Origin of the sequence: Leifsonia sp. 2MCAF36, from assembly GCF_052115525.1 — a bacterium.
Lineage (GTDB): Bacteria > Actinomycetota > Actinomycetes > Actinomycetales > Microbacteriaceae > Leifsonia.
Genome location: NZ_JBFRGV010000003.1, coordinates 206102 through 226588, shown reverse-complemented (window position 1 = coordinate 226588; position 20487 = coordinate 206102). Strand labels below are relative to the sequence as shown.

General features: G+C 69.7%; 22 protein-coding genes, 1 tRNA gene and 1 riboswitch. Of the genes, 11 read left to right on the top strand and 12 right to left on the bottom strand.

Annotated elements, in window-relative coordinates; genetic code table 11:
* A complete protein-coding gene (locus AB4079_RS06410; protein WP_441786459.1) occupies positions 1–1530 on the bottom strand; it encodes a family 20 glycosylhydrolase in 1530 nt (509 codons plus the stop codon).
* Positions 1531–1677: 147 nt separating this feature from the next.
* Positions 1678–1777: riboswitch (ZMP/ZTP riboswitch) on the top strand.
* Positions 1778–1810: 33 nt separating this feature from the next.
* On the opposite strand from AB4079_RS06410, the gene glyA reads away from it, so the two are divergent.
* The 3 genes from glyA (at position 1811) to AB4079_RS06395 (ending at position 4597) form a co-directional block, all read left to right on the top strand.
* Positions 1811–3136, top strand: a complete 1326-nt coding sequence (gene glyA, locus AB4079_RS06405; protein ID WP_441786458.1) for a serine hydroxymethyltransferase — start codon at positions 1811–1813, stop codon at positions 3134–3136.
* Between the two features lie 100 nt (positions 3137–3236).
* Complete coding sequence (locus AB4079_RS06400; protein WP_441786457.1) at positions 3237–4118, top strand: bifunctional methylenetetrahydrofolate dehydrogenase/methenyltetrahydrofolate cyclohydrolase; 882 nt, start codon at positions 3237–3239, stop codon at positions 4116–4118.
* Positions 4115–4597, top strand: a complete 483-nt coding sequence (locus tag AB4079_RS06395; RefSeq protein WP_441786456.1) for a YbaK/EbsC family protein — start codon at positions 4115–4117, stop codon at positions 4595–4597. Before AB4079_RS06400 ends, AB4079_RS06395 begins: the two co-directional genes overlap by 4 nt.
* 111 nt (positions 4598–4708) lie before the next feature.
* Here the strand turns inward: AB4079_RS06395 and AB4079_RS06390 are convergent, their stop codons facing one another.
* From AB4079_RS06390 to galT, 3 genes are all read right to left on the bottom strand, one after another.
* The gene (locus tag AB4079_RS06390) at positions 4709–5515 is read right to left on the bottom strand and encodes an MBL fold metallo-hydrolase (RefSeq protein WP_441786455.1); all 807 of its coding nucleotides are present in this window, start codon (positions 5513–5515) and stop codon (positions 4709–4711) included.
* 150 nt (positions 5516–5665) lie between these two features.
* Positions 5666–6826: a galactokinase gene (gene galK / locus AB4079_RS06385; RefSeq protein ID WP_441786454.1), complete on the bottom strand. Its 1161-nt coding sequence runs from the start codon at positions 6824–6826 to the stop codon at positions 5666–5668.
* Positions 6823–8010 carry a galactose-1-phosphate uridylyltransferase gene (galT, locus tag AB4079_RS06380; protein ID WP_441786453.1) on the bottom strand — a complete coding sequence of 396 codons (1188 nt, stop codon included), beginning with the start codon at positions 8008–8010 and terminating at the stop codon, positions 6823–6825. Before galT ends, galK begins: the two co-directional genes overlap by 4 nt.
* 81 nt (positions 8011–8091) lie before the next feature.
* On the opposite strand from galT, the gene AB4079_RS06375 reads away from it, so the two are divergent.
* Both AB4079_RS06375 and AB4079_RS06370 read left to right on the top strand, forming a co-directional pair.
* Positions 8092–8877: a DeoR/GlpR family DNA-binding transcription regulator gene (locus AB4079_RS06375; RefSeq protein ID WP_441786452.1), complete on the top strand. Its 786-nt coding sequence runs from the start codon at positions 8092–8094 to the stop codon at positions 8875–8877.
* 16 nt (positions 8878–8893) lie between these two features.
* Entirely contained in the window at positions 8894–9829 is a 936-nt protein-coding gene (locus AB4079_RS06370; RefSeq protein ID WP_441786451.1) for an aldose 1-epimerase family protein, read from the top strand.
* On the opposite strand, the gene AB4079_RS06365 is transcribed toward AB4079_RS06370, so the two are convergent.
* Positions 9808–10512, bottom strand: coding sequence for an SDR family oxidoreductase (locus tag AB4079_RS06365; RefSeq protein WP_441786450.1), 705 nt, complete (start codon positions 10510–10512; stop codon positions 9808–9810). The genes AB4079_RS06370 and AB4079_RS06365 overlap by 22 nt on opposite strands.
* A 99-nt stretch (positions 10513–10611) precedes the next feature.
* Here AB4079_RS06365 and AB4079_RS06360 point away from each other — a divergent pair, with 99 nt between their 5' ends.
* A complete protein-coding gene (locus AB4079_RS06360; protein ID WP_441786449.1) occupies positions 10612–11190 on the top strand; it encodes a TetR/AcrR family transcriptional regulator in 579 nt (192 codons plus the stop codon).
* A 20-nt stretch (positions 11191–11210) separates the two neighbouring features.
* Here the strand turns inward: AB4079_RS06360 and AB4079_RS06355 are convergent, their stop codons facing one another.
* Together AB4079_RS06355 and AB4079_RS06350 are read right to left on the bottom strand one after the other, a co-directional pair.
* Positions 11211–12305 carry a calcium:proton antiporter gene (locus tag AB4079_RS06355; protein WP_441786448.1) on the bottom strand — a complete coding sequence of 365 codons (1095 nt, stop codon included), beginning with the start codon at positions 12303–12305 and terminating at the stop codon, positions 11211–11213.
* A gap of 61 nt (positions 12306–12366) precedes the next feature.
* Complete coding sequence (locus tag AB4079_RS06350) at positions 12367–12960, bottom strand: transporter (protein WP_441786447.1); 594 nt, start codon at positions 12958–12960, stop codon at positions 12367–12369.
* Positions 12961–13084: 124 nt separating this feature from the next.
* Here AB4079_RS06350 and AB4079_RS06345 point away from each other — a divergent pair, with 124 nt between their 5' ends.
* Together AB4079_RS06345 and AB4079_RS06340 are read left to right on the top strand one after the other, a co-directional pair.
* A complete protein-coding gene (locus AB4079_RS06345) occupies positions 13085–13804 on the top strand; it encodes an Ltp family lipoprotein (RefSeq protein WP_441786446.1) in 720 nt (239 codons plus the stop codon).
* Positions 13805–13859: 55 nt separating this feature from the next.
* On the top strand, positions 13860–14801 hold the full coding sequence (locus tag AB4079_RS06340; RefSeq protein ID WP_441786445.1) for a DUF6578 domain-containing protein: 942 nt from the start codon (positions 13860–13862) through the stop codon (positions 14799–14801).
* A gap of 17 nt (positions 14802–14818) precedes the next feature.
* Here AB4079_RS06340 and AB4079_RS06335 read toward each other — a convergent pair whose 3' ends face one another.
* Together AB4079_RS06335 and AB4079_RS06330 are read right to left on the bottom strand one after the other, a co-directional pair.
* The gene (locus AB4079_RS06335) at positions 14819–15082 is read right to left on the bottom strand and encodes a type II toxin-antitoxin system Phd/YefM family antitoxin (protein WP_441786444.1); all 264 of its coding nucleotides are present in this window, start codon (positions 15080–15082) and stop codon (positions 14819–14821) included.
* Between the two features lie 91 nt (positions 15083–15173).
* Positions 15174–15246, bottom strand: a tRNA-Lys gene (locus AB4079_RS06330).
* Positions 15247–15302: 56 nt separating this feature from the next.
* Here AB4079_RS06330 and AB4079_RS06325 point away from each other — a divergent pair.
* The 3 genes from AB4079_RS06325 to AB4079_RS06315 all read left to right on the top strand — a co-directional run bounded on the left by AB4079_RS06325 (position 15303) and on the right by AB4079_RS06315 (position 17483).
* The gene (locus AB4079_RS06325; protein ID WP_441786443.1) at positions 15303–15932 is read left to right on the top strand and encodes a DNA-directed RNA polymerase subunit beta; all 630 of its coding nucleotides are present in this window, start codon (positions 15303–15305) and stop codon (positions 15930–15932) included.
* A gap of 241 nt (positions 15933–16173) precedes the next feature.
* Positions 16174–16749, top strand: coding sequence for an ECF RNA polymerase sigma factor SigK (gene sigK / locus AB4079_RS06320; protein ID WP_441786442.1), 576 nt, complete (start codon positions 16174–16176; stop codon positions 16747–16749).
* Positions 16746–17483, top strand: coding sequence for an anti-sigma factor (locus tag AB4079_RS06315; protein ID WP_441786441.1), 738 nt, complete (start codon positions 16746–16748; stop codon positions 17481–17483). The genes sigK and AB4079_RS06315 overlap by 4 nt, the downstream gene beginning before the upstream one ends.
* Before the next feature lie 119 nt (positions 17484–17602).
* Here the strand turns inward: AB4079_RS06315 and pstB are convergent, their stop codons facing one another.
* Genes pstB through pstC form a run of 3 tightly spaced genes read right to left on the bottom strand, consistent with a single transcriptional unit; the run spans position 17603 to position 20473 of the window.
* Positions 17603–18382, bottom strand: coding sequence for a phosphate ABC transporter ATP-binding protein PstB (gene pstB / locus AB4079_RS06310; protein WP_441786440.1), 780 nt, complete (start codon positions 18380–18382; stop codon positions 17603–17605).
* Positions 18383–18428: 46 nt separating this feature from the next.
* The gene (pstA, locus tag AB4079_RS06305) at positions 18429–19526 is read right to left on the bottom strand and encodes a phosphate ABC transporter permease PstA (RefSeq protein WP_441786439.1); all 1098 of its coding nucleotides are present in this window, start codon (positions 19524–19526) and stop codon (positions 18429–18431) included.
* Entirely contained in the window at positions 19526–20473 is a 948-nt protein-coding gene (pstC, locus tag AB4079_RS06300; RefSeq protein WP_441786438.1) for a phosphate ABC transporter permease subunit PstC, read from the bottom strand. Before pstC ends, pstA begins: the two co-directional genes overlap by 1 nt.
* Between the last annotated feature and the right edge of the window lie 14 nt (positions 20474–20487).

The window sequence follows — 20487 nt, the reverse complement described above, 5'->3', positions numbered from 1 at the left end:
CTAGGTTCCGACGGTCTCCGGCCAGGCGACGTCCGGCACTCGACGGTAGCGCGTGCCCGCCGCATCCCAGTGCTCGGCCAGGCTCGCGACGCGCGCCGCGAACTCGGTCGCATCGCGGACGGTCTCGACCGCATCCGTGTCCGCCGGCGCCGCCGACCAGCCGACCTCGGCGACCGCCGCGAGGCGCGGGAACGCCATCTCCTCGGCCTCCTCGATCGTCGCGACCGTCTCCGTCCAGAGCGGGGCCTCCACGCCCAGGATGTGCGCGTCGCCGATCCCGGGGACGATGCGCGCGGGGTCCCAGACGTACGCGTCCCGGAGCGTGGTCGGCCCGTCGGCCCAGTCCTGCCCGATCGGGTCGCCGTCCGCGTAGACGATGTCGAGGTAGGCGACGTCGGAGGGCGACATGATCAGCGAACCGCCGACGCCGACAAAGGCTCGCGCCAGCTCGGCGGCGTTCCCGCGCGGTGAGGTGAAATCCCAGTACTGGCCGACGGTCCCGGTCGGCAGGTCGCCGACCTTGCCGACCTCGTGCCAGCCGATGGGCGTCTTGCCGCTCTCGACCACGACGCGCGCGGCATCTCTGACGAACGCGACGAAGTCGGCGTCCGTGGTGCTCAGGCACTCGTCGCCGCCGAGGTGCAGGTACGGGCCGGGCGTCAGGGCGGCGACCTCCCGGACGATGTCGCGCACGAACCGCTCCGTGGTCGCGTCGCCGGTCTGCAGCGTGCTGAAGCCGACGTCCGACCCGGTGTACAGGGCCGGCGCGACGCCCTCCGGGTCGAGCTCCGGATACGACGCGAGCGCGGCGTTCGTGTGGCCGGGCATGTCCAGCTCCGGCACGACGGTGATGTGCCGCTCAGCGGCATACGCGACGAGGTCGCGGAACTCGTCCTGCGTGTAGAAGCCGCCGCGGCCGCCGTCGCTCCCGGTCGACCCGCCCACCCTGGTCAGCTCGGGCCACGACTCGATGTGGATGCGCCAGCCCTGGTCGTCCGTGAGGTGCAGGTGCAGGTGGTTCAGCTTCAACACGGCGATCGCGTCGATGAACCGCTTCACCTCGGCCGGCGTGAAGAAGTGGCGTGCCACATCCAGCATCGCCCCGCGGTAGGCGTAGCGCGGGTGGTCGTGCACCCGGACGGCGTCGATCGCCAGCGCGTCGTCGCAGCCCACCGGGATCAGCTGGCGCAACGTCTGCACGCCCCAGAAGGCTCCGGCGGGCGTGACCGCGCCGATCCGGACGCCCTCGGCCGCCACCTCCAGTGTGTAGCGCTCCGCACTGTCCGACCCGTCCTCGTGCGGACCCTCACCCGGCGCGATGACGATCGCGATGTCGCCGAACGCGGGAGGCTCGTGCACGATGGCCGGCTCCTGGCCGCAATCCGTCGCGAGTTCTGCCCGCAGCAGACGGGCCACCGCATCCGCACCGTCTCCGGCAACGCTGATCCGGGCCGCGGGGGAGAGGACGAAGGGCGGGGAGACCGACGGGTCACCGGCGGATTCCAGTCGGACAGGGCGGGGAACGACCACAATGGCTCCTGACGCATCGGCGACACAAATCGCAAGAAGAGCGGATGGGCCGACATCGCCCGCCCCACGAGGGGTCGGCCACAGCGAGTATCGCAGGGCTCGCAACTTATCAGCAAGGGTTCCAGGGCGGGTCCGCTTTGCTATGCTTGCCCACGTCGCAACTGGCGCTCAGATGGTCACCATCGGGGAGCGACACGCAACCTCCGAGAACACGGGTGGATTTCGGCCGCGCGCCTGGGTCGATACGCAGATGGTCCATCCCTGTACGAAGGAGCCGGTTTTGACCGACACGTTGCCCTCAACTTTCACCGCCCCGCTCAGCGAGGTCGACCCCGAGATCGCCGAGGTGCTGCAGCTCGAGCTCGGTCGCCAGCGCGACTACCTCGAGATGATCGCCTCCGAGAACTTCGTGCCGCGCGCCGTGCTCGAAGCGGTCGGCTCGGTGCTGACCAACAAGTACGCGGAGGGCTACCCCGGCCGCCGCTACTACGGCGGCTGCGAGTACGTCGACATCGCCGAGCAGCTCGCCATCGACCGGGCCAAGGCACTGTTCGGTGCGGAGTACGCCAACGTCCAGCCGCACTCCGGCGCCTCGGCCAACGCGGCCGTGCTGTCGGCCATCGCGACGCCGGGCGACACCATCCTGGGCCTGGAGCTGTCGCACGGCGGCCACCTCACCCACGGTATGAAGCTCAACTTCTCGGGCAAGCTCTACAACGCCGTCTCGTACGGCGTCGACCCGGAGTCCTTCCTCGTCGACATGAACGTCGTCCGCGACAAGGCCCTCGAGCACAAGCCGCAGGTCATCATCGCCGGCTGGTCCGCCTACCCGCGTCAGCTCGACTTCGCCGCCTTCCGTGAGATCGCGGACGAGGTCGGCGCGAAGCTGTGGGTCGACATGGCGCACTTCGCGGGGCTCGTAGCAGCCGGTCTGCACCCGTCGCCGGTCCCGCACGCAGACGTCGTCAGCTCGACCGTGCACAAGACGATCGGCGGACCGCGGTCCGGTTTCATCGTTGCCCGTGACACCGAGCTCGCGAAGAAGCTCAACTCCAACGTCTTCCCCGGCCAGCAGGGCGGCCCGCTCATGCACGTGATCGCCGCAAAGGCGACCGCCTTCAAGCTCGCCGCGACGGAGGAGTTCAAGGACCGCCAGGCGCGCACCATCCGCGGTGCCCAGCTCCTCGCCGAACGCCTCACCGCCGACGACTCGCGCGCTGCGGGTGTGGATGTCCTCACCGGCGGCACCGACGTCCACCTGGTGCTCGCCGACCTCCGCACCTCGGAGCTCGACGGCCAGCAGGCGGAGGACGTGCTGCACGAGGTGGGCATCACTGTGAACCGCAACGCCGTCCCGTTCGACCCGCGCCCGCCGATGGTGACCTCGGGCCTGCGCATCGGCACCCCCGCGCTCGCGACCCGCGGTTTCGGCGACACGGAGTTCGCCGAGGTGGCCGACATCATCGCCCTCGCGCTGCGCCCCGGTGCCGACACTCGCGCGCTGCGCGCCCGCGTCGACGCCCTGACCGCCGCCTTCCCGCTCTACCCGGGCCTGACCCCCTCCGGCCAGGACGCCTTCACGGTAGAGATGCCCTCCTCGATCTGACCCCGCCGCCCATCCGTCGAGTACACGAATAGTGCACGCCGCCACGGCGATTCACGTGCACTTTTCGTGTACTCGATGGCGGAAACGTTAGGAGAGACGCGTGACCGCACAGCTTCTGGACGGGAAGGCGACGGCCGCGGAGATCAAGGCCGAGCTCAGGGAGCGCGTCAGCGCGCTGCGCGAGCGCGGGATCGTGCCGGGGCTCGGGACGATCCTCGTCGGCGACGACCCGGGCTCGCAGTGGTACGTCGCGGGCAAACACCGCGACTGCGCGGAGGTGGGCATCGCCTCCATCCGCCGCGACCTGCCCGCCGACATCTCGCAGGCTGAGCTCGAGGCGGTCGTCGAGGAGCTCAACGCCGACCCGGACTGCACCGGCTTCATCGTGCAGCTGCCGCTACCCGGCCATCTCGACACGGACGCCATCCTCGAACTGGTCGACCCGGCGAAGGATGCGGACGGCCTGCACCCGACCAACCTCGGCCGGCTGGTGCTCAACGTGAACCGCCCGATCACGTCGCCGCTGCCGTGCACGCCGCGCGGCCTGATCGAGCTGATGCTGCGTCACGGCATCGACATCCGGGGCGCGGATGTGGTGGTCGTCGGACGCGGGGTGACCGTCGGCCGCTCGCTCGGTGCGCTGTTGACCCGCCGCGAGTTCGACGCGACCGTGACCCTGACGCACACCGGCACCCGCCAGCTGGAAGAACACCTGCGGCGCGCCGACATCATCGTCGCCGCTGCCGGTGTCGCCGGCCTGATCACCGCCGAGAACGTGAAGCCGGGCGCGATCGTCCTGGACGTGGGAGTGAGCCGCATCGAGGACCCGGTGACCGGCAAGAGCGTGGTCGCGGGCGACGTGGCCCCCGAGGTGGCCGAGGTCGCCTCCTGGGTGTCGCCGAACCCCGGCGGCGTCGGCCCGATGACGCGCGCACTGCTGCTGCAGAACGTGGTGGAGTCGGCCGAGCGGGAGCTGGCATGACGGACGCCGAGCGGACGCATCCCGCCGTCGAGCGTGTGGAGGCCGCGCTGCGTGCAGCCGACGTCGAGCCGCGGGTGCGCTGGTTCCACACCGCTACACCGACGGCTGTCGCCGCAGCTGCGGAACTCGGCGTCGCTGTGGGTGCGATCGCGAACTCGCTGGTCTTCACCCTCGACGGCGAGCCGCTGCTCGTGATGACGTCGGGCGCGCACCGCGTCGACACCGCGTTCCTGGGGGAGCACCTCGGCGGTCGCATCCGCCGGGCCGACGCGGACACCGTCAAGGCCGCGACCGGCCAGACGATCGGCGGCGTTGCGCCCCTCGGTCACCCGACGCGGCTGCGCACGGTGGTGGATGTGGCGCTCGCCGACTACCCCGAGATCTGGGCCGCCGCCGGTCACGCCCACACCGTCTTCCCCACCACCTTCGACGAACTCGTCCGCCTCACCTCCGGCTCCCCCGCCCCCGTCACCCCCTGAGCTCCGCCCCTCCCGCGCAGTCCCACCGTCGAGTCCTCACAAAGTGCACGCTCCGACGGCGTGTCGCGTGTACTTTGTGAGGACTCGACGGTGGGGGGGAGGGGGCGCAGGTCAGCGGTCGAGGACGACGATGAAGCGGCGGCGGACGACGCGCTCACCGGGGGCGCCGGTGAGCTCGTCGAGGGCGGCGAGCACGCGGTCCAGGATGCGCGGACGCAGCGGCAGCGGAGCCTCGTCGGGCTGGTGAAGCGTCCCGGCGGGGTAGGCCACGCCGGGGTTCGTGGACATCTCGATGTGGGCGCCGCGCAGCTCGTTGACCGCCGCGGTCGGGTCGTCGCGGAACCGGATGAGGCGCTCGATCGTGGCGCGGAACTGCGGCAGGTCGCGCACGTACAGGTGTGCAGGCAGGACGGTGTCGCCCGTGAACAGGATGCCGGTCCTCCGGTCGAAGAACACGACGGCGGAGGGCTCGTGGCCGGGGCCGCCGATCACGTCGATCACGCGGCGTCCGAGGTCGAGCGCGACCGTCTCATCCGGCCACGAGCGGAAGCCGAAGTAGCCGATCACCTCGGCCGGGCTGGTCCCGACGACGGTCGTACCGGGTCGGCCGCGCAGCAGCGCGTCCCCCGCGATGTGGTCGCCATGCGCGTGCGAGTGCGCCACGACCAGGGGATACGGACGCACGAACACGACCGGGTTGCGGCGCAGCCAGTCGGACGTCAGCCGCTCGATCGTCCCCCGCAGGGCGAACTGCTCCTCGTCGCTGGTGGCGCCGGTGTCGATGAGGAGGGACCGCTCCCGCCCGAACAGCAGGTACAGGAAGGGTGCCTCCCAGTGGGACGACTTCGGCTGCCGCAGCTGCGCGGTGTCGGGGTCGAGCCAGGTCACCTCGGGCTCGTTCGCGCGCTGTTCCGTCACCCGTCCCATCCTGCACCTGCCCGGTAACGCGCAGGTGAACGCGTCCGCTGCGGTCATGTCTGCGCTCGCTCGTCACATTCGCCCCTGTGCGCGCAGCAGCGGATGTGACAAACGGCCGCACCTGCCGTCAGGGGCGGCGGCCGCGTCGCGTCAGCTCTCGCGCCGGGTGCCTTCGGAGGCGCGGACGGTGAAGAGCTCCGGCTGGCCGAAGCCGTGCTCCGCGAACGCGCCATCGAGCGCGACCAGCACGCGGCTCATCGCGTCGGCCGGCACCAGTGCGAGCGCCGAGCCGCCGAAGCCGCCGCCGGTCATCCGGGCGCCGATCGCACCGTTCGCCTGCGCCGTCTCGACCGCGAGGTCGAGCTCGGGAACCGAGATCTCGAAGTCGTCGCGCATCGAGACGTGGGAGGCGTCGAGGAGACCGCCGGTCGCGGCCGGCCCCTCCTCGCGCAGGGTCCGTACCGTGTCGAGCACGCGCTGGTCCTCCGTGACGATGTGGCGGACCCGGCGGAACGTCACGTCGTCGAGCAGCTCGCGTGCGCGGTCGAGGTCGGCGACCGACACATCCCGCAGCGCCTCGACGCCGAGGATGCGCGCGCCCTCCTCGCAGGACGCCCGCCGCTCGGCGTACCCGCCGGTCGCGTGGTCGTGCATCACTCCGGTGTTGATGATGAGGATCTCGAGCCCGGCATCCTCCAGCCCGAGCGGCACGATCTGCGACTCGAGCGAGCGGCAGTCGAGGAAGACGGCGGCGTCGCGCTCGCCGAGGAGGGACGCGGACTGGTCCATGATCCCGGTCGGTGCTCCGACGGCGACGTTCTCGGCACGCTGACCGACCCTGGCGAGCGTCTGACGGTCGAGCCCGAGCTGCCAGATCTCGTCGAGCGCGAACGAGACGGCCCCTTCGATGGCGGCGGACGACGAAAGTCCGGCGCCGACGGGGACGTTGGAGTCGATCAGGATGTCGACACCCGGCACGGCCGCCAGGTCGGCGCCGAATTGGCCGAGCGCCCAGACGACTCCGAGCGGGTACGCGGACCAGCCGCTGAGCGCCTCCGTGGTCAGGTCGTCGAGGGACACCTCCACCAGTTCGTCGGTGAACGTGCTGCCGACACGGATGGTGCGGTCATCGCGCACGCCGACGGCCGCCAGGGTGCGGCGGTTGATGGCGAACGGCAGGACGAAGCCGAGGTTGTAGTCGGTGTGTTCACCGATGAGGTTCACGCGGCCGGGCGACGACCAGACGCCGTCCGGTTCGTGGCCGAAGATCTGGGTGTAGTCGTCGCGGACGGCCGTTCGCAGGTCGGTCATCGGTCAGCCTCTCGGTCGGTAGTGGATGCGGTCACGAGTTCGGTGACGGAGACCGGCAGCTCGCCGACCGGGTTCTCCGCGTCGGCGCGCGAGATGGCCTCGCGCAGCGCCGCGGCCGCCTGCTCGGGCGGGACATCGCCGATCCAGGCGCCCATGGCAGCCTCGGAGCCGGCCAGGAACTTCAGTTTATCGGCGCCGCGGCGAGGGGAGGTGAGCTGCAGCATGAGACGGATCTCGTCGCGCCGGACACCGACCGGCGCCTGGTGCCAGGCCGCGATGTACGGGGTGGGGGAGTCGTAGAGCGCGTCGACGCCGCGCAGTACGCGCAGGTAGAGGGTGGCGAGTTCGTCCCGCTCGGCGGCGTTCGTCTCGGCCAGGTCGGCGACGTGCCGGTGCGGCAGCATGTGGATCTCGATCGGCCAGCGGGCGGCGAAGGGAACGAACGCCGTCCAGTGCTCGCCGGCCAGCACCACGCGCTCGGAGGCCCGCTCGCGCTCCAGGATGTCTGCGAACAAGGTGGGCCCGTAGGCGTCGAGCGAGCGGATGAGGTTGGCCGTTCGCGGCGTGATGTACGGGTACGCGTAGATCTGCCCGTGCGGGTGGTGCAGGGTGACGCCGATGGCTTCGCCACGGTTCTCGAAGGGGAACACCTGCTGCACGCCGGGCAGTGCCGACAGCTGCGCGGTGCGGTCGGCCCAGGCCTCGATCACCGTGCGGGCGCGGGAGGGGGTGAGGCTGCCGAAGGCGCCGGTCGTCGCCGGGCTGAAGCACACGACTTCGCAGCGGCCGACGGAGGTGCGGGTGCGGCCGAGTCCGACGGCCGCGAGGTCGTCGATGCCTTCCGGCGCGTTGCCGTCGTCGATCAGCGGCCCGAACGATGGGGATTTGTTCTCGAACACCGCGACGTCGTACAGGTCGGGGATCTCCGACGGGTTCGTCGGGGTGGCCGGCGCGAGCGGGTCGAGTTCGGCCGGGGGAAGCATGACGCGGTTCTGGCGGGCGGCCGCGATGGAGACCCACTCGCCGGTGAGCGGGTCCTGGCGCATGGTCGCGGTCGCCGGACGGGGGGCCGCCTCGCGCTGGTCCGGCTTGCGTTCGGGGCTCAGCGTAGTGTCGGCGTCGTCGTAGTAGATGAGGTCGCGGCCGTCGGAGAGACGGGTGGGACGCTTCGTGATCGCAGCCATGCCATCCTTTCGTTTTCGAAAGACAGAATACGCTGTGGCTTTCGCATTGACAAGAATACGCAAGCGATCCAGCATGGGTTCATGAGCGAACCGTTGCCCGCCGCACTCCGGCGCGAACGGATGCTCGAGCTGATCGGCCGCGCCGGTTTCGCTCGCGTCTCCGATCTGAGCGAGGCGTTCCAGGTGTCCGATGTGACCATCCGGAGCGACCTGGATGCGCTCGACCGCGAGCAGAGCATCCGCCGCGTGCACGGCGGAGCGATGCTTCGCGCGGCGGGGACGCGTGAGGTGAGCTTCGAGGAGGCGCTGGAGTCGTCGGCGGAGGAGAAGCGCCGCATCGGCCAGGCCGCCGCCGCGATGGTCGTCTCCGGCAGCAGCGTGCTCCTCGACGTCGGGACCACCACTGCCGCGATCGCGCGCGCGCTGGTGGAGCGCGACGACCTGGAGGGGATCACCGTCATCACCAACGGCCTCACCATCGCACTGGAGCTGGAACGCGCCATCCCGCGCTTCGAGGTCGTCGTGACGGGCGGTACGCTGCGGCCGCTGCAGCACTCCCTCGTCGAACCCCTCGCGGCTGTGCTGCTGGAGCGTGTGCACGCCGACATCGCATTCATCGGTTGCACCGGCGTGCATCCCACCGGCGGCATCACGAACGTCAACCTGCCCGAGGCGGACCTCAAACGGGTGATGGTGCGATCGGCGGAGCGGGCAGTCGTGGTCGCCGATGGCAGCAAGCTGGGCCGTACCCACCTGGGCCGCATCGCCGCGGTGGATGAGGTGGCCGAGTTGCTCACGGGAGTGTCGGCCCCGGGCGACTCCGTCGAAGCGCTGCGGGATGCAGGACTCCCTGTTGTCGTGGCCTGAGGCCTAACCTGTTCCCATGCGACCCGCGACCGGTGATCAGTACGAACTCGACTTCGGCGACCTGAGCGCCACCATCGTCCAGGTGGGGGCAGGGATCCGGTCCCTTCGTTTCGCGGAGTCCGACCTGACCGAGCCGTACCCGGCCGAGGAGCAGCCGCCCTCGGCGTGCGGGATCGTGCTGGTGCCGTGGCCGAACCGGGTCGCGGATGGGCGCTGGGAGTACGAGGGCGCGCCCCGTCAGCTCGACCTGACCGAGCCGGCGAAGCGGAACGCCATCCACGGGCTGCTGCGCCGCCGCCCCTACGAGCTGGTGGACCGCAGCGACGCGAGCGTGACGCAGGCCGCCGCCATCTTCCCGGAGCCCGGCTACCCGTTCGCGTTGGAGACCACCGTGACGCACGAGTTGCACACCGAGGGGCTCTCGGTGACCCACACCGTCAGCAATGTCGGCGAGGCGGCGGCGCCCGTGGCGGTCGGCGCCCATCCCTACCTGCGGATCGCCGACGTCCCTCCCGAGCAACTCACCGTGACGGTGGCCGCTCGCACCCGCTTCGAGGTGGACGACCGCAGCAACATCACCGGGGAGGTGCCGGTGGCCGGTACGCCGTACGACCTGTCCGCGGGCCGCCGGGTCAGCGAGCTGGACCTCGACACCGGCTTCGCCGACCTGCCCGACGGACCCGTCGAGCATTCCCTCGCCGCCGACGACGGCCGCCGGGTGGTGCTCTGGGGCGACGACGCATTCCGCTACGTGCAGGTGTTCACGCACCGGAAGTTCGCCACCAAGCCGGGCGGGGTGGCCCTCGCGATCGAGCCGATGACCGCCCCGGCGAACGCCCTCAACTCAGGTACCGGTCTGCGCTGGCTGGAGCCGGGCGAGACCTGGACACTGAGTTGGGGCATCCGGCCGGAGGGTTTCGGCGGTGAGGCCTACTTGGCCAGCTGGGGGTAGAGCACGCGGACGTCCTCGTGCAGTCGTGACTTGACGAACTGCGCGGTCTCGCCGACGATCGCCTCGGCCTCGTCGTTCGCGACGGCATCCAGCGCCTGCTCGGCGACCTGCTGCGGCGGAACCTTCACACCCTCCGCACCTGCGGCCATGTCGGTGTCGACGTAGCCGACGTGGACGCCGACGACCTGGATGCCCGCGGGCGCCAACTCCACACGGGCCGAGTTGCTGGCGGACCAGAGGGCGGCCTTCGTGGCGCTGTATGAGCCGGTGGCCAGCCAGCTGAGGGCGGAGTGCATGTTCACGATCGCGCCGCCGCCGTTACCCTCCAGCACCGGGGCGAAGGCGCGCGTGACGAGCACCGGGCCCCAGTAGTTGGTGTCGAGCTCGCGGCGGATCTCGTCGAGGTCGCCGGTCACCAGCGACGCGTTCGCCGCGATGCCCGCGTTGTTGACGAGTACGGTGACGTCGGTCGCGATGGCGGCGGCACGGCGGATGCTCTCGGCGTCGGTCACGTCGAGTTCCAGCGGAACCACGCGGGGGTCGCGGGAGGCGATGGATTCGGGGCGGCGGGCGGCGGCGTAGACCTTCGTGGCGCCGCGCTCGAGCAGAGCGGTGACGAAGGCGGCGCCGAGCCCGCGGTTGGCGCCGGTGACGAGGGCGACGCGTCCGGTGATGTCGGTCATGATGGTCCTTCCAAAAAGTAAACAGATCTGTGTATCGATGCTGGACTCAATGTACACAGATCGGTTTACATTCTGCAAGCGTCGCCCTATCATCGGTACATGACCACCGCGACGACCCTGCCGAAGCCCAAGCCGCGCGACCGCGTGCTGGCGGCAGCCGCCCGGCTCTTCATGGGCGAGGGCGTCAACACGGTGGGGGTCGACCGGCTGGCGCAGGAGGCCGAGGTCTCCAAGCGGTCGATCTACCAGCACTTCGACGGCAAGGATGCGATCGTCGCGACGATGCTGCAGGAGTACGGCCCGCGGGTCGTCGCCGGCTACTTCGCCGCGGATGATGAGGGCAGTCCGCGCGAGCGGACGCTGCACGTGTTCGAGGCGCTGCACGAGGCGGCGCAGGTGAGCGACTTCTACGGCTGCCCGTTCGTGAACGTGGCGACGGAACTGCGCGACCGTGCGCATCCCGCCGCCATCGTCGCCCGCCACTTCAAGGAGGAGCTGACCGCCTACTTCGAGCGGCAGGCCGCGGCGGCCGGCGCGCGCGACCCGCACCTGTTGGCCGTGCAGCTGACCCTGCTGTTCGACGGCGCGTCCGCCAGCGCCGCGATGCGCGGTGGCACTCCCGACGCGGCCCTGCAGGCGGCCGCGCAGCTGTTCGACGCGGCGACCGCATCCGCCTGACCGCGACGCGCTACGACCCGCTACGGCGCGATCGACAGGAAGATGAACGCGGCGAAGAGGACCAGGTGGATGCCGCCCTGCAGGCGGACGGCCCGGCCCTGCACGATCGTGAGGATGCTGACCAGCACGGTCAGCACGAGCAGGACGATCTGACTCGCCCCAAGACCCAGGTGCAGTGCGCCGGGCAGCCAGATCGACGCGACGGCGATCGCCGGAATCGTGAGACCGATGCTCGCCATGGCGGAGCCGAGCGCCAGATTCAGACTCGTCTGCGTGCGGTTCAGGATGGCCGCCTTCGCTGCGGCGATCGCCTCCGGGAGCAGCACCAGCAGGGCGATCACGACGCCGACGAACGACTGCGGGAGGCCGATCCCGGTCACGGCGCGCTCGATCGGCGTCGACTCCAGCTTGGCGAGCCCGACGACCGCGACCAGGGACACCAGGAGCAGCGCGAGGCTGGTCCACGTGGTGCGGTTCGACGGCGCCTCGGCGTGGTCGTCCTCCGTCAGCGGCTGGCCCTTGCTGCCCACCGGGAGGAAGAAGTCGCGGTGCGAGATGGTCTGGGTGAGCACGAACATCCCGTACAGGGCGAGTGAGGCGACCGCCGCGAAGATCAGCTGGGGTGTGGAGAAGACCGGCCCGGGCGCGGAGGTGAAGCTCGGCAGCACCATCGTCAGCGTCGCGAGCGCGGTCACGGTGGCGAGGGCCGCTCCACTGCCCTGAGCATTGAACGCGGTGGACTCGCGACGGGACGCGCTGAGCAGCAGCGACAGCCCGACGATGCCGTTCATCGTGATCATCACGGCGGAGAAGACGGTGTCGCGGGCGAGCTCGGGGGAGTCCTTGCCCGTCGTCATCAGTGTGACGATGAGAGCGACCTCGATAATCGTCACCGCCACCGCGAGCACGAGGGAGCCGAACGGTTCGCCCACCCGGTGCGCGACGACCTCGGCGTGCTGCACGGCGGCGAGCACCGTCCCGGCCAGGACGACGGCGATCACGGCGACGGCCACCGTGTTGAGCTCCGCCGTCCAGAACGCCACCAGGACCACGACGCCGATTGCGGGCACCCCGACCGTCCACCACCGTGCGAGCCAGGAGCCGAGCGCCGTCATACGTCCATCCTGCCAGGCCGCCGGGACCCGGCCCCCTCCCGGGTGCGTACCGCTCGCGCAGTCAGGAGCAGACGCGGGCGATCGCGCCGCGCCAGGCCTGCGTGACCTGGCTGTTGGCCTCCTCCACCGCGTCGTCCGCGAGGGATGCGCTCGGTGCCGCCGCGTAGGCCTGGACGCTGTCCGAGAGGGTGTGGAGTCCGCCCCGGATGGGGCCGAGCGCCGACTGGACGGCCGGGGTCGCCAGATCCTGGGTGCGCGCGTCGAAAGCGGCGACCGCCGAGCGGATGGCCCGGGCGGCGTCCGCATCCCGGGACCGCAACGGCAGGTGGGCCCCCAGTGCGGCGTCGAGCGCGTGCCGGGCACTGGCGATCTTCGTGCAGTCGCGGCCACGCGCTGCCGACGCCTCGGAGAACAGCGGGAACTCGGACTGCAGGGCGGCCGCGAGGATGAGCGTGGCCACGACGCATCCCACGCCCAGGGCGGTGAGCGCGGGCCAGAAGCGCGTGGCGGTCCGTCGAACAGTCATCTCGTCGATAGAGACGAGCGATCCGCGCTTTCGTGACGCGGCGGACGCGGAGGACGGGGCGGACGCGGCCGGATGCGCCGGCGACTCGTCCTGCTCGAGCTCGATCGGCTCGGGGAGGGAAGGGGCCACGCGCTCACGCTAGCGGTGAACGGTGAACATTTCGTTGCTGAATGTGGACCCTCGCTCTGGGGTGTTGGCCCACTTGGTCGACCAACGATACGTTTCAAGCGAGCCCGAAACTGAAGGAATTCACATGCGCACCCCGATACGACTCCTCAATCGCCACAAGCTGTTGGCCATTGCAGCGGTTGCCTTAGCCGCTCTCGTGGTCGGGCCTGTGTCGAGCGGGGCGGCAGTGGCTCCCTTCTCGGAAACCGGTGGCCAGGTTGCCGCGACTGCTTCTACCAAGGTCGTTCCGAATGTTGTCGGCAAGACCGCGTATGTCGCTAAGAACACCCTGAAAAAGGGTGGGTTGGGCTATGCATACAGTGCGCCAAAGGGCAGCTTCGTGGTGCTCTCCAAAGATTGGACCGTGACGAAGCAGTCGCCCAAAGCGAGTGCTCGGGTCAAAGCGGGAACCAAAGTGAAGCTGACTGTGGTCAAGACGGCGTCTCTCCACTCGGCTTCGCCCACTCCCGCGACGCCGGCTGCACCTGCGATGAGCCCTTCGCAACTCCAGGCGGTCATGGCGGCCAAGGCCTACCTGTCGAGCGGTATGGGATTCAGTCGCCAGGGGCTGATCGACCAGCTGACGTCTTCCTACGGAAACGGGTTCCCGGTGGCGGATGCCACCCTCGCGGTCGACTCGTTGAACCCCGACTGGAATGCACAGGCGGTCGTCGCCGCGAAGGCCTACATGTCGAGCGGTCAGGGGTTCTCACACGACTCGCTTCTCGATCAGCTGACGTCGCCCTATGGCAACAACTTCACGCCGGAGCAGGCGGCCTACGCGGTGGGCCAGGTCGGCCTTTAGGCCGCCATCCGTCTGGCCGTAGTTGTGGCCGTGCTGCTGCCGCTAGCCTGGCGGCATGCTTGAGGCCACGACGACGATCGACGTGCTCGTCTTCGGGGGAGAGTACGCGTGCTGCGGTGTGCCGTTCGCCATTGGCGACCACATCACCCTCGCCCTTCTCGCTGTCGCCTCACGAAGCGGCGGAGTGGACAGGACGGAGTACTTCGACGACCGTCACCCGACGAATGATTTGACGCCGCCCTTGGACGTGCGCGGCCAGGTCGAGGGCATCACCGCGGTCCACACCCGCATGGTGCCGGTTGCCGGTGCGCACTACCTGACGAGCGATCCTGCGGACAGGATCGAACGTCAGGTTCCCGCCGTCCCGGACCTCGGCGGCCCCGCAGGGTATGGCGGCCCGGACTACCGCGTTCGCCTGCGCATCCCGAAAGCCACCCGCCTCCCGGCCCCGGACCGGCGTTCCGACATGGCTGAGCCCGGCCGCATACCAGAAGAGGTCCCAGCAGACGCCTTCCTGCGCCAATTGACCGACGTGATCGGCGAGGTGATCGCGCGTTATGGCGACGCGGTCGGGATACTCCGTGACCACCGGGACACCGCAGTGACCCTGTCGTCGCAGCGTTCGGGTGCGGCCGAGCTGCGCTGGAACGCGTACGGCAGCGTTCTGACAGTGGAAATCGAGCGCGCCACCTGGAGGCTGCCCGCCGGCGACACCGGCGTCCGAACCCTCCGCGACCTCATCGCCGCCGCGGCCGACGGTGGGTTCTCGGAAACCCTCGATCATGGCACATTCGTGTCGCTCGCCCGTCTACCCGACGGCCACATCCTCCGGTCGACGGCGGATGCGCCGCACTTCCCGCTGGATGGGGGCGCCATGGTGGTACCGAGCTCGACGTACCGACGTATGGAGAGGGCGCGCGCGGGGATCCCGTACCTCCCGTGGCTGGCGGACTTCGACGTGCAGCCCGACCGTGCGGGACCGGTTGGGCCTCGATGAAGTAGCCGTTCCTGTGCTCAGGCGCGGCAGGTGATGCGGCCGAGGCACGGGTCCATGGGGAACCCCCACAGTATGAGCGTAACGGAGGCGTCGATGAGGCGGCGCGTGTTCGTGGGGGAGCGCAGAAGGTACGCGGTGTCCACAAGTGCGTCGTACTCGTCCTTGGACGTGAGCATTGCGGAGCCGCGCTTGGAGATGATCTCGACCGCGGTCTGGTCCAGGTTGACGCGCTCGATAAGCCCGAACGGGTCGCTTCGCGCTTCGCTCGCCGTGATGGCCATCATTCCTCCAAGTGGTACACGATTTCGTACCACTCGTTCGGCAGCGTCCACATGCACAACCGATTCCAGTACACGGCCACGCTTCGAAGGGTGGGCCCGGTGGGGCTCGAACCCACGACCCGCGGATTAAAAGTCCGATGCTCTGCCAACTGAGCTACAGGCCCTCGCCTCCAATCTAGCGTGGATTCACCCGGTCCGGTCGCAGGGGCAGAATAGGAGGATGTCCGACCGCTTCCACAAGCCCGCCCTGTTCACGAGTGGAATGTTCGAGGCCTTCATGGGTGGCGAGGATCCCGCGCAGATCAGCCGGGTCGCGCACGAGACCGCGCGAGCCCTGCTGGCGCGCGTCCGCGACAACCCGGACCCCGAGGTGGTGAACCGGCTGGTCGCCTTCACCGACGAGCACGGCATCGATGCGCTCGCCGAGCTGTGGTCGCGTTCGAACGCGAAGAGCCTGCCCGGCGCGCTGTGGCGCATCTACCTGCTCCGGTTGCTGATCCGACAGGATGCGGAGGGCACCGCGTACCTGTACCAGCGGGGAACCGAGGTGCTGCCGTCCATCGACCCGGTGATCGCGGGAGCGCCCAACCCGGCGGGACCGGCCGAGATCACCGAGCTCGCCGACCGCATCCTGCGCGGGCTGTTCGAGGGCGACTTCGCCGTTGCGCTCGACCGTGCGGCCGCGTTCTGCCGGGTGGCGGCGGCGGGGGCCGCGTCCGTCGCCGACGATCGGGACATCCTCGACCCGGAACGTGCCAGCGAGCTGACCACGCGTTCGCTGCGCTTCACCCGGACCGCGGAGGAGCTCACGGCCTGCGCGCGACTCTGGCGCTCCGACTCCCTCGACTGAGCACGCACGTGCCGGGTCTACTCGGCGGCGGCGAGTCAACCCCTCCGCGCGCATCCGCGTTCTCCCGCTGCGAACGCCACGCCCGGCGGCGGCCAGAAGCGCTCCTGTACACTGGATGACGCCGGGCCGCAGTAACCCCGGGCTCCAAAACTAGCCGCTTCGAGCGGCCTCGCGCCGAGAGGCGTTCTGCGGCCCGGCACTACTCTGCCGAGCGAACCCCTCGGGAACGCCGACGGGCCGGATGAGCGGAGACGACGTGGAGGACGCCCCTGCGGTCGACCTCGACGCCCTCCTCATCCGCACGGCGACGGGCGACCAGGATGCGTTCTCGCGCTTCTACGACGCCACCGCGCCGCGGGTGCTCGGCCTCATCCGCCGCTTCCTGATCGACGCCGCGCAGTCGGAGGAGGTCGCACAGGAGGTCTACCTGGAGGCGTGGCAATCCGCTGCGCGCTTCGATCCGAATAAGGGTCGAGCGCAGACGTGGATCCTCACCATGGCCCACCGGCGCGCCGTGGACCGGATCCGCGCCTCCCAGGCTTCGCGCGACCGCGATAGGGCCGTCGGCATCCGCGACCTGCCGACCGCCTACGACCAGGTGGCCGAGACGGTGGAGGTCCGCGTGGAGCACGAGAGGGTGGAGGAGGCCATGGCGAAGCTCAGCGAGCCCCAGCGCGAGGCCGTCGCCCTGGCGTACTACGGCGGCCTCAGCCAGTCCGAGGTCGCGGCAGAACTGGGCATCCCGCTCGGCACAGCCAAGACACGGCTGCGCGATGCGATGATACGGCTGCGACAGGAACTGGGGGTGACGACATGACCGCCGAGAACGACCGCGAGGGGCGACTGGGCTACCGCCTGGGTGCGGACGATGAGCAGGAGGCGCGCGCCTTTGAAGAGGTCGCCGCTGAGCTGGCGCTCTCCGCCGAGGCGGTCACCCCACGCCCCGAGCTGAAGGCGGCGCTGTTCGCCAAGCTGGCGGACACCCCGCAGCTGCCCGCCGCATCCGCGCCTGCGCCTGCTGCAGCGCCTGCGGCGCCCGCCCCTCCAGCGACGACCACGGGGGGTGCCGAGCGCACAGCCCAGCGTCGGTGGTTCCAGCGTCCCGCCCTGCTCCTCGGCGCCGCGGCCGCCGCCATCGTGCTGTTCGTCGGCGGCGCGTTCGTCGGTTCCGCCCTCTCCGGCACCAACTCGTACACCTCGCAGCAGGCGTCCGCGTTGGCCCAGATCAACGCGGCGTCCGACGTCCAGCACGCGACCGCGTCGATCGCCGGCGGCGGGACCGCGACGCTCGTGTGGTCGGGAGCGCTCGGCCGTTCCGCCCTCGTCGCCAACGACCTCCCGCAGTTGCCCGCGGACAAGACCTATGAGCTGTGGTACATGCGCGACGGTCAGGCGATCCCCGCCGGCACCATGGAGCCGGCCGGCTCCGGTTCGACCTGGCGTGTCCTCACCGGCGACATGGCCGCTGGCGACACCGTCGGCGTCACCGTCGAGCCGCGCGGCGGCTCCACCAAGCCGACCACCCCTCCCATCGTCGCCATCCCCTCCTAGCGCTCCGCACCCACCGCCGAGTACACAAAAAGTGCACGCGGGACCGGCGTGTCGCGTGCACTTTTTGAGTACTCGGCAGAGGGGCGGAGGGGCGGATGGGCGAGGGGCGAGGTCCGGGATCAGCCGAAGCGGCCGGAGACGTAGTCCTCGGTGGCCTGCACGGTCGGGTTGGAGAAGATCTGGTTGGTGTCGTTGTACTCGATCAGCTTGCCCGGCTTGCCGGTGCCCGCGATGTTGAAGAACGCGGTGCGATCCGAGACCCGCGAGGCCTGCTGCATGTTGTGGGTCACGATCACGATCGTGTAGTCGTTCTTCAGTTCCTCGATCAGGTCCTCGATCGCCAGGGTCGAGATCGGGTCGAGCGCGGAGCACGGCTCGTCCATCAGCAGCACGTCCGGGGAGACGGCGATCGCGCGGGCGATGCAGAGGCGCTGCTGCTGACCGCCCGAGAGGCCGGAGCCGGGGAGCGCGAGACGGTCCTTGACCTCGTTCCACAGGTTGGCGCCCTGGAGCGAGGACTCGACCAGCTCGTCGGCCTCGCTCTTCGACATCCGCCGGTTGTTCAGCTTCACGCCGGCAAGCACGTTGTCGCGGATGCTCATGGTCGGGAACGGGTTCGGGCGCTGGAACACCATCCCCACCTGCCGGCGCACGAGCACCGGGTCGACGCCCGTGCCGTACAGGTTGTTGCCGTCGATCAGCACCTCGCCCTCGACGTACGCGCCGGGGATGACCTCGTGCATGCGGTTCAGCGTGCGGAGGAACGTCGACTTTCCGCAGCCCGACGGACCGATGAACGCGGTGACGGTGCGGGGCTCGATGGTGAGCGACACGCCTTCGACCGCGCGGAAGCTGCCGTAGTAGACGTTGAGGTCGTTGACTTCGATGCGCTTGGACACGCCGTGACTCCTTTGAGAATTGGCCTTGCTAGTCGGGTGGGCCGGTTCAGCGGCCGTACTTGGGGGCGAAGACCTTGGCGATGACGCGGCCGATCAGGTTCAGCAGCATCACGATGATGATCAGGGCGAGCGCGCCCGTCCAGGCCCGGTCGATCGACGCCTGCGCGTGCAGACCGGCGGCCTGCGTGTACTGGGTGTACACGAACACCGGCAGCGCCATCATCCGGTCGTTGAAGAGGTCGTAGTTCATGCTCGTCGTGAAGCCCGCGACGATCAACAGGGGTGCGGTCTCACCGATGACACGTGCGACGGCCAGCATGACACCGGTCACCAGGCCCGCGATCGAGGTCGGCAGGACGACCTTGAGGACGGTCAGCCATTTCGGCACTCCGAGGGCCAGCGACGCCTCGCGCAGCTCGTTGGGGACGATCCGCAGGATCTCCTCGCTGGAGCGCACCACCACCGGGAGCATCAGCACCGAGAGCGCGACCGCGCCCATGAAGCCGTTGCGGATGGCCGGGCCGAAGAACATCGCGAACAGCGCGTAGGCGAACAGGCCGGCGACGATCGAGGGGATGCCCGTCATCACGTCGACGAAGAAGGTGATGCCGCGGGCCAGCGTCCCGCGCCCGTACTCGACCAGGTAGATCGAGGTCAGGAGGCCGATCGGGACCGAGATGATGGCCGCCATCAGGGTGATCTCGAGCGTTCCCACGATCGCGTGCAGTGCGCCGCCGCCGTCGCCGATGATGTTGCGCATCGACTCGGAGAAGAACGTGAGGTCGAAGCGGGCGAGGCCCTGCGCGACGACCGTCCAGCCGAGGGAGATCAGCGGGAGCAGCGCGATGATGAACGCGGTGGCGACCAGCGACGTGACCAGCCGGTCCATCGCCTTCCGCGAACCCTCGACGAGCAGCGAAGTCGCATAGATCGCGACGTCGAACAGCACCGTTCCGAAGAAGATCGCGCCGACGATATTGAAGTCCTTGGTCGTCCCGCTGGCGGCGAGGATGGCGAAGATCGCCCCGAACACCACCCACGACACGACGAGCATGGTCCAGGGCGCCCAGCGGGGCAGCTTGCCGGCGGTGTAGGAGTTCGCGAGCGGACGCGGTGCCGTTGCGGTGACAGTGGTGGAGGCCATCAGTTCGCTCCCGAGAAGGCCTTGCGGCGGCTGACGATGTAACGGGCGAGCACGTTGATGAGCAAGGTCACCACGAACAGTACGAGGCCGGATGCGATGAGCGCCTGCACGCTGATCCCGGTCGCTTCGGGGAACTGCAGCGCGATGTTGGCCGCGATCGTGTTCGGGCTCTGCGCCTGCAGCACCGCGAACTTCACGACGAGCGCGGGGGAGAGCACCATCGCGATGGCGAGCGTCTCGCCGAGGGCGCGGCCCAGTCCGAGCATGATGGCGGAGATGATCCCGCTGCGGGCGAAGGGGAGGACGGCCATCTTGACCATCTCCCAGCGCGTCGCGCCGAGGGCCAGCGCGGCCTCCTCGTGCAGGCGCGGGGTCTGCAGGAAGATCTCACGGCAGATGGCCGTCATGATCGGGATGACCATGACGGCGAGGACGATGCCGGCGGTGAGGATGGTGCGGCCGGTGCCCGAGACGGGCGGCGCGAAGAGCGGGAACCATCCGACGTTGGCGCCGAGCCACGCGTAGAACGGCTGCACGAACGACGACAGCGTCGCGATCCCCCAGAGGCCGAAGACCACCGAGGGGACGGCGGCCAGCAGGTCGATGATGTAGCCGAGCACCGACGCGACGCGGCGCGGCGCATAGTGCGAGATGAAGAGGGCGATGCCGATGGACAGCGGCGTCGCGATCAGCAGGGCGATGAGGGCGGCCCAGATGGTGCCGAACACCAGCGGCCAGACCCACGACCAGAAGTTGGTGGCGTTGTTGGGGAGTTCTCCCGGGCCGGCGAAGAGGGCCGGGATGCTCTGGACGACGAGGAAGATCGCGACAGCGGCGAGAGTGGCCAGGATGAGCGATCCGGCCACGATGGTGCTGCTGGAGAAGACGCGGTCGCCGAGGCGGACCTTCGCTTTGGGCCTGATGGCTCCTGCGGTTCCGGCGGTCATTCCTTGCTTTCTCT